The sequence below is a fragment of the Rhizobium leguminosarum genome, from assembly GCF_004123835.1.
Taxonomy (GTDB): domain Bacteria; phylum Pseudomonadota; class Alphaproteobacteria; order Rhizobiales; family Rhizobiaceae; genus Rhizobium; species Rhizobium leguminosarum_M.
Genome location: NZ_MZMU01000001.1, coordinates 282,139 through 290,016, shown reverse-complemented (window position 1 = coordinate 290,016; position 7,878 = coordinate 282,139). Strand labels below are relative to the sequence as shown.

Below are 7,878 nucleotides of genomic sequence, written 5' to 3'. Positions count from 1 at the left end.
CGTAGTTGGCGTTGACACTGATCGCGTTCCACGAGCCCGCGGGCGGCCGGATCAGCGCCCCGCCGGGCACTTCCGAGCGCAGCGTGATGTCGGCTGCCGCCGAGCCGTCTTTGTCGATGTTAATAGCTTCGTTGTAGGTCCCCGCCTTCACCACGACCTCGTCGCCGGGTCTAAGGTTCGCCGACATCGCCTCGCCGATCGTGCGGAAGGGAGAGGAGGTACTGCCGTTACCGCCGTTGCTGCCAGTCGTTGCTACGTAGTATGTTGTCATGGTCTTGTTCCTCAACCCCCGCCCGTTAATATTTGTGGTTAATCCTGCGTTACGGCGGCAGGTTATAGGGCGACATTTTGGAGGGCGCAACAGCAACGCAACAGTAAGTGCTTGAGAAGCATAGCCTTATTGCTGCCACAATATCCGAATCGATCCAAAGTTACGTTTTGAAATATTTGGTGAATTTGGAGTCGACCAAAATGTGGCAGTATTAATATCTCGCTTGCCGCGAGTTATTCTTTCTGCAACCAGAGCGACATGCATCCATTGAAAACTTTAGAAAAACCTGACGGGCGTGGCTGGATTGTCCCCGCCAAATGCGGAATCGACATTTTTTTCAGAATTCGGCAATTTTGGGCAGTATCGCCTTACGATTGGTGCTGATCGAGATGGCAATGGGAGGTCCACCGTATCGATTCGACCAACCCATTGCTCAGCATTTCATGCGCCACCGCTTTCCCGCCGAGATCATCGCGCATGCGGTGTGACTACACTTTCCGTTTCCGCTGGGCCTGCCTTATGTCGACAATCTGCTTGCCGAGCGTGGTATCGATGTCTCGTTCCAGACCGTGTCTGAGCGGGCGACCAAGTTCGACCGCTGGTGCGAGACCTCGGGACGCAGCTTGCTCCGTCGGCTGACCCGGCTTGATCGATCCGGTGTGCAAGATGCATGCGCCATATTCATCGCATAAGCGGGCCGCCCCGCAGGGTCCCTGGTTTTTCTCGCCGCGTTGTAAAGAAGCATATCGACGATTTTAGCCATACGTCGAGACTGTTGGAGCTTGCCGAAGAAGCGCTCGATGCGATTGCGCTCCTCGTGGAGGTCTGCCTTGTGGGCGCACTGGACTTTTCGGTTGCGCTCTGGCGGGCTGACGAGCTGCGTTCGGCTTTGCCGAGGTCAAACCGCTCTTTCCGGACAGCGCTCATCAAAAAGAGCAACCTGGCAAGCAGTGGGGGTACATTGCCTTACTTCGAATATGTAACCTATCTCGGCGTAAGACGTAGAAACATGAATTCTCTTCTACGTCCAATAGTTAGAGCCGCAAGTATGGAGGCAATCGTCTTGGAAGCATATTCTGATGACAGTTTAGATCGCGAAAGCGCAGGTCATGAGAAAGCAATCAGCAGACGGCAGCCAAGATTCAGTTCTCAATCGAACGAGTTCTTTGGAATGGATTAATGTACTTGGCGTTCGCATTTCGGCAGTTAATCTCAAAAGCGCGACTGGATTTATTCAAAAAGCGATCGAAGACGGCAGGAAGGAATATGTGTGCGTTCGCGACGCACACGGCGTCGTCCGATGTCAAGATGATCCCGAGCTCCGGTCGATACATAACCGGGCTTTCCTCGTAACTCCTGATGGCATGCCGTTGGTATGGGCATTGAAGCGTGCTGGTCATGCCGAAAGCGACAGGGTCTATGGACCGGACCTCATGTTATCCGTTTTCGATTCCGGCAGCTCCAAGGGCTTGCGCCACTTCCTCTATGGCGCAACGGCCGAAACGCTCGAACAACTGCAGGCGCGCCTTCTCGCAAAATTTCCGCAAGCACGGATCGTCGGCTCCTATGCGCCACCTTTTCGCAGACTGTCGACGCGGGAGGAAACGGAGATTGCTGACCAGCTCAATCGATCGGGCGCCGATATCATCTGGGTCGGGCTGAGCAGTCCCAAGCAGGAACTCTGGATGGCGCGCATGCGCGATCGTCTGGAAGCATCGATGCTCATCGGTGTCGGAGCCGCATTCGATTTCCACGCCGGCCTCAAGCGGCAGGCTCCAAGGTTCATTCAAAGAAGCGGCTTCGAATGGGCGTTTCGTCTTTTATGCGAGCCGCGACGGCTGTGGCGGCGCTATGCGGTCGTCGTGCCGACCTTCATCTCACTGACGGCATTCCAGAGACTGGGGCTTCGGGAGTTTCCGATCGAAGACGCGGTTTTTGGATCAAGCGCGCCAAAAGCAGCAGCTGCAAAGGTGTAAAGCCATCATGTCCTTATTTGCGTCGCCAGCAATGACACCGGGTCCGTCGAAGGCAGCCACATCAAATGACATGACGTCGCGGGCGATTGCGGCAGGTTCCGTGCCGCCCATAGCAGCTAAGACCGCCGATCCCTTTGACCGGGCAGGGCTGAATATGCCCGCCGCACTACGGCGCCGGCTTCCTCGGCTTGCAACCTCGTCCTTGCTGGTCGCCGGCGACATTGCAAGCTATTTGGTTGCCTATTTTGTTGTCCTGTCCTTTTTCCCCAGTGGTTTGGAGGGCACGCTGGCGGCGCGTACGTTCACGATCGCAGCACTCGCCGCGATTATTCTTTACGCATCGGTCGGCCTCTATCCTGGATATCGGTTGCATGACCACGAACGTCTGCGGCGGCGCACTGCAGCTGCCGTCAAGGTGGCTGTCCTGGCGGCGTTTGGAGCAATTATCCTGCCGGAGGGGGAACGACTGCTGCTTGCCGTCATTGGGTTCCTCGCTCTCGGGCTGATTGTTCAGCCATTTGTGCATTGGCTTGCACGGGGCCTGTGCTGGAAACTTGGAGTCTGGGGGGAGCGCGCGGTTGTCATAGGGGGAGGCAACCTTACTCCCGCTCTCGTGGCCCATTTCAAGAACCACTGGCAGTATGGCATCAGGCCGGAGGCCATTTCCCCCGATAGTTTGGAGGCATTGCCCGACGGCGGGCCATCCATTGCCGTGATTGCGGGCGACAGAGGCGCGCTTGCACCCGATTTGGCGGCTATGCGTCGGAAGTTCGCCGAAGTCATTTTGCTGTCCGATACGCCGAGCCTCAAGGTAAGCGGATTGCGACCTGGGGATGTCGGCGGAGAAATCGGTATTCGCCTCACCAACAGTAGGAGTTCAGTGAACTCGGACCTGGTTCGCCGGATCCTCGATCTCGCAATCGCCATCCCTGCAACAATCGTGGTCGCGCCATTCATCGCGATTGCAGCGGCCGCAATCTATGCCATCGATCCGGGCCCCGTCTTCTTCCGGCATACCAGGGAAGGGCTGTCCGGTAAGCCGGTGCACGTCCTGAAATTGAGGACGATGTACCAAGATGCAGAACAGCGCCTTGAAGCACTATTCCGAGACGACCCTAACATGCGCGCCGAGTGGTTGAGCCACTTCAAGCTCAAGGACGATCCGCGCATCCTTCCGGTTATAGGACATATGCTGCGCGCTTCGAGCATCGACGAGCTCCCGCAACTGGTGAACATCATTGCAGGGGATATGGCCTTCGTCGGACCGCGTCCGTTTCCAGAATATCACCTCTCAGCGATGGATAGCGAATTTCGTGACAAGCGGCGTTCGGTAACACCGGGGCTGACGGGCCTCTGGCAGATATCTGAACGAAGCAATGCGGATATCGAACTGCAGCAGCAACTCGACGAGTTCTACATCGACAACCGGTCCCTGTGGCTCGACTGCCAAATTATTCTCAGCACAATCCCTGCGGTCTTCAAACGCAGGGGAGCCTACTAACCATCCTCGCTTCCGCGAGGCAACCGTCAACAACGGAGCACACCAATGCACGGACAAAAGCGAGTTATGGTAACCGGCGGCACCGGATTTCTGGGATCATTCCTGTGTGAAAGGCTTTTGCGAGAGGGCAATGACGTTCTCTGCGTGGACAATTACTACACCGGTTCGCGCGACAATGTACTGCATCTTCTTGACGATCCTCGCTTCGAGGTGCTCCGCCATGACATTACCTTCCCACTTTATGTGGAGATCGACGAGATCTACAACCTCGCCTGCCCGGCATCTCCGGTCCACTATCAGCACGACCCCGTGCAGACCGTGAAGACTAATGTGCACGGAGCCATCAATATGCTCGGCTTGGCAAAACGCACCAAGGCGAAGATCTTCCAGGCATCCACAAGCGAAGTTTATGGCGATCCTGCAGTCCACCCTCAACCCGAGGAGTATCGAGGCAGCGTCAGTCCCATAGGCCCGCGGGCATGCTATGACGAAGGCAAGCGGTGTGCAGAGACGCTGTTCTTCGATTATCATCGTCAATATGGCGTGGAAATTCGGGTGGCGCGGATCTTCAATACCTACGGGCCGCGCATGCAGACCAATGACGGCCGTGTCGTCTCCAATTTCATCGTTCAGGCGCTTCGAAACGAGCCGATCACCATCTTTGGCAACGGCAGGCAAACACGATCGTTCTGCTATGTAGACGACCTGATCGACGGCTTTATCCGTCTGATGGGCGCGCCCACTGGGGTCACAGGCCCCATCAATCTCGGCAACCCCGGAGAATTCCAGGTCCGTGAATTGGCAGAAATGGTGATTGAAATGACCGGATCGAAGTCCGGCATCGTCTTCAAGGATCTGCCGGTTGACGATCCGACACAGCGCAAGCCCGATATCAGCCGCGCAACGCAACAACTGGGCTGGCAGCCGAAGGTGAACCTTCGTGAGGGGCTTGAGAGAACGATCGCCTATTTCGAGTGGAAGCTTTCCGGCGGCGCAAGGAACTGGCCCAGCGCCAAGTCCTCGCAAGAGGCTTATCCGCATCTGGCGTCTGCGAACGTCGAACTCACTTCTCCTGAAGCCATTCGATAGGGACATGAATAGCAACGTTAATGATCGAAAGCCGCGGCTCGTTTTTTTTCAATGGGACCATCAGCCCAATGCGAACGCGGCCGGTTACCTGCTGCTGCACATGCAGCAGCAGGTCAAATGCCTCGCAACACATTTCGATGTCGTCGTCATTAATCGCGACTGCGATTATGCAGAGATATGCGACAGGTACGAGCCGGATCTGACGCTGTTTGAAAGCGGTTATCGGTCGCATGGCTCGCGTCGGATAAAAATCACCAACACCAATACCCATATCGCCGTTCCGAAGCTTGGCCTTCATAACGCCGACGCATGGTGCGATCGACGCGCGGGCTTCCTTTCCGATATGGAGCAGTGGGGCATCGAGGCGTATTTCGCGATCGCAACGATGACTCCGGAATATATGCCGGCGGTGAAGGAGAATCTGTTCGTCTGGCCAAATTTCATCGATCCCGAAGTCTACCACGACTATGGCCAGCAAAAGGTCATCCCGGCCATGCTCACAGGTCAGGCCTACGGCCTTTATCCCTGGCGACAGACGGTCTTTCCGATAATCCGCGACCGTTACCCCTGCCTGGTCTCGCCGCAACACGCCTATGAGAGCAAGCTAGCTTCCCAGCTCCTGTCTGGAGAGGCTTATGCGCGTGCGCTCAACGCGAGCCTCGTCGTCCCCACATGCGGCACTATGGGCGGCGAGGTGGTACGCAAGCATTTTGAGATCCCTGGGGCAAAGGCCTGTCTCGTGACGGAACGCACGGCAGCCGTGGAGGCAGCCGGCTTTGTCGACATGGAGAACTGTGTCTTTGTTGACGGCCACAACGTCGTCGAGCGACTGGATTACCTTTTTGCCCATCCCGACGAAATACAGCGTATCACGAGAGCCGGTTACAGCTTGATCCACTCGTGTCATACGTTGAGCCACAGGCCGCAAATATATCAGTGGTTCATGCTGAACAAGGGCCTGCAGTTCGGTGAAAAGATCATCCAGTCCGGCCCCTTCGGCGATCTTACAAAGGTCCAGCGGATCTCCAAGCAAGAGAGCGTCCATATCGTGGGGGAAGCGAGCGATCGCGCTTTACTGAAGCAGGGCGACTTGCTTCTCGAGCAGGGCAGGGTTGAAGAGGCCAAGCAGTGCTACGCGCGCTGCCTGGACTATGTATCCTACCTGCCCGAAGCCAAATTCCGCCTTGCCATCTGTGCTTTGCAGGAGGGCGACGCCGAGCGCGCTTATGACCTTCTGGTGGACCTGGTCAAGGTGACCATGACCGAATATGGGGCACTCAACCCGGATCCGGTCGAGTGGGCGTACTTCCTTCTCGCTTTGATCTGCAGAGGCCAGTTTGAGCGGGCGCGGAGGCTGCAAGATTTCTATCCATCTCTATCCCACGACGAATTCAGGCGCGCGCGCGTCGTCATCGCGCAACTCGGTCGCTCAGGCGATGGGGTCGTCTCGGGACGGTATGGCAGGGATCGAAAAAGCATTCATCAGATTCCCGATCGGAGCGATTCCGAATGGCTTGTATGGTTCTCCGATATTCTCGAGCGGTGTCAGCAGCCAGATCTTGCAAATGTTCTTCGTCACGCTCCCGTCGGCCAAAGCGGCGCCGGCGAGAAAGTAACATTTCTACACTTCAAACGTGATGCTGGTTGGCGTCTGCGAGTATATTCAGGCGTCGATGGCCTGATGGTCGGACTGCGCCTGAATGGCCTGAGGCCGAATGTACCGCCGCTGCCTGAGTTCCGATACTTCTGGCATCTTGCGCGGCGTCTGGTCCCCGATTCGCAGAAAGGCCCGTTGCGCAGGATCCGAACGGCGCTTTCCAGGCTTCCTATGGGCACCGGCAATTAGCTGTGGGAAAATCGCACATGCAGACCGCCTCACCTGGAGAGGCGTGCATGACAAACTTCCCAGGTGAGGCTGAAGATGCAATCGGGGACTCGGTGGCGTATTTGTCGCGCAGCCACCGAGGATGTTTAGAGCGAGAATGCGCTCGTGATGCGATGCAAGATCTGATCGGCCGATCGCATCAGCACAGGCTGTTTGCCGCAGAGCCGCCCGAAAGAAAAAGATCGTTGAGCTTGAACACGACTTCCGTTCTGTTCGTCGCTTTGACCTTTTTCATAATATTGCGAACATGCACCTTTACAGTGCTTTCTCGCAGGTTGAGCTCATAAGCGATAATTTTGTTTGCCTTTCCGCGTCGGAGCGCCTCCACGACTTCGACCTGACGATCCGTGAATATGCCGGCTAGTGGGCGTGCGGTCGAATTGCTCGAGTCCAGCAAGTGACGCATGGCGAACAGGGCGCTTGCAGGCACAAAAATTCCTCCTGCCACTGACAGCGCGATCAGCTCCATACAGACACTGACGCTGACCGAGGCGGGTATGAACCCTTTGGCTCCGTACTCAAGTGCCCTGACGATTTGACCGAAATCGTCGCTATCGGCCAATACGATGAGGGGCGTTGATGCGAATTCCGACGAAAGCTTCCGGATTTGCTCCGAAACCGTCGGTTCATCGATCTTTTTGCCGCCGACGTTCAAGAGGATTGCCGAAAGCGGAGGATATTCGTCGCGCTTCTGCTTCCACTCCTCAATTGATCCAAAAGCCAAAATCTGCAAATCCGCTTTTTGGGCAGCCATGCATTGCGCCAGGCATTGACGATCGAGCTCACGATTATCGAGAATGACAAGCGAATGCGTGTGTCTTCCCGGCACGGCAGGTGTGTTCGGATTATTTTCTAGCCTGAGGGGAAGAGCTACGGTCTCCTGCCTGAGGTCCAAATTCGGTATAAGTGCTGAATTCACAGCTTCACCCTCCCCTAACACGTTACGCTCAACTAAGGCCCGAGTACCAACCCCTCTCAATACGGGGGTTTAGGAAACTCTAAAGTAGGAATCGAATACCACAATTCGCCGATCGTTACAGTAGCTAATATAGGCTAAGTACTACACAGATTCCATAATTGGATAAGATATTGAAGATAAGCCTGAGTATAGACCTGGGTCTTACTAGAGAGCTTGCGGGATAGTCTCTGTTGTTGC

General features: G+C 55.9%; 6 protein-coding genes and 1 pseudogene. 5 read left to right on the top strand and 2 right to left on the bottom strand.

Annotated elements, in window-relative coordinates; all coding sequences use genetic code 11:
• The coding region (locus tag B5P46_RS01390; RefSeq protein ID WP_129417121.1) for a DUF1565 domain-containing protein at nucleotides 1-271 on the bottom strand (271 nt) is incomplete at its 3' end.
• Nucleotides 272-666: 395 nt separating this feature from the next.
• Between B5P46_RS01390 and B5P46_RS01385 the strand changes: the two are divergent.
• From B5P46_RS01385 to B5P46_RS01360, 5 genes and pseudogenes are all read left to right on the top strand, one after another.
• Nucleotides 667-864: pseudogene (locus B5P46_RS01385) on the top strand (hypothetical protein); the annotation flags it as partial.
• A gap of 516 nt (nucleotides 865-1,380) precedes the next feature.
• Complete coding sequence (locus B5P46_RS01375; RefSeq protein ID WP_129417120.1) at nucleotides 1,381-2,247, top strand: WecB/TagA/CpsF family glycosyltransferase; 867 nt, start codon at nucleotides 1,381-1,383, stop codon at nucleotides 2,245-2,247.
• A 7-nt stretch (nucleotides 2,248-2,254) separates the two neighbouring features.
• Nucleotides 2,255-3,748 carry a sugar transferase gene (locus B5P46_RS01370; protein WP_129417133.1) on the top strand — a complete coding sequence of 498 codons (1,494 nt, stop codon included), beginning with the start codon at nucleotides 2,255-2,257 and terminating at the stop codon, nucleotides 3,746-3,748.
• Nucleotides 3,749-3,793: 45 nt separating this feature from the next.
• Nucleotides 3,794-4,837: a UDP-glucuronic acid decarboxylase family protein gene (locus tag B5P46_RS01365; RefSeq protein WP_129417119.1), complete on the top strand. Its 1,044-nt coding sequence runs from the start codon at nucleotides 3,794-3,796 to the stop codon at nucleotides 4,835-4,837.
• Between the two features lie 4 nt (nucleotides 4,838-4,841).
• Nucleotides 4,842-6,683, top strand: a complete 1,842-nt coding sequence (locus tag B5P46_RS01360; protein ID WP_129417118.1) for a glycosyltransferase family protein — start codon at nucleotides 4,842-4,844, stop codon at nucleotides 6,681-6,683.
• Between the two features lie 178 nt (nucleotides 6,684-6,861).
• Here the strand turns inward: B5P46_RS01360 and B5P46_RS01355 are convergent, their stop codons facing one another.
• Entirely contained in the window at nucleotides 6,862-7,641 is a 780-nt protein-coding gene (locus B5P46_RS01355) for a response regulator transcription factor (protein ID WP_129417117.1), read from the bottom strand.
• Between the last annotated feature and the right edge of the window lie 237 nt (nucleotides 7,642-7,878).